The sequence below is a fragment of the Oleiphilus sp. HI0128 genome (genome assembly GCF_001635365.1).
Genome location: NZ_LWGG01000664.1, coordinates 1 through 824 on the forward strand (window position 1 = coordinate 1; position 824 = coordinate 824).

The 824-nt window shown below is 41.4% G+C and carries 1 protein-coding gene; it reads left to right on the top strand.

Translation table 11 applies throughout. The features are described 5' to 3' along the window. A partial coding sequence (gene hflC / locus A3763_RS08285) for a protease modulator HflC (protein WP_068759978.1) occupies positions 1-685 on the top strand: 685 nt, incomplete at its 5' end. Positions 686-824: the final 139 nt, after the last annotated feature.

Below are 824 nucleotides of genomic sequence, written 5' to 3' on the forward strand. Positions count from 1 at the left end.
TGTAATAAGCTTTAACATCGACAATCTTCCACTTAATGAAAGAGTCAACGATTACAAATTTCTTACCGTGGGTAAGAAATTTGTAATCGTTGACTCTTTCATTAAGTGGAAGATTGTCGATGTTAAAGCTTATTACAAGGCAACAGCGGGTAATCGTTGGCAAGCCACGACCTTGTTGGCGAACTCAACCAACAAAGGCTTACGAGACGAATTTGCATCTCGCAGCTTAACTGAGGTGGTATCGGGTGAGCGTGATCAGTTGATGAGTATCATTACCAAGAAGCTAAATGAGCAAACGGTTAGTGAGTTTGGTATTCAAGTGGTCGACGTGCGTGTGAAAGGAATTGACCTGCCTGAAGATTTGAGTAAAAACGTATACCGTCGTATGGCGACTGAGCGTGAGCGGGAAGCAAGAGAAACTCGTTCGCAGGGTAAGGAGCTAGCAGAAGGTATTAAGGCAAACGCCGATCGTCAAAAGATTGTACTGGAAGCTGATGCTTATCGTAAGTCGGAAGAAATACGTGGTGAAGGTGATGCCATTGCTGCAAACACCTATGCTGAAGCCTTCAATAAGGACCCAGAGTTCTATTCTTTTACGCGTAGTTTGAAAGCTATACAGATACATTCTCTGGTAAAGATGATGTCTTGCTGCTTAAACCAGATAGCGACTTCTTTAAGTATATGAAGAAGCCTGACGCGAAGTAATCTAAGTTAATTTCGCTCTATCAAAACGCGAATAGATAAGTTCTATTCGCGTTTTTTTATGCTTTTTGCAAACATTGGTTTTTTTGTGCGCAATAAAACTGTAAAATCGCGTGCTTTTG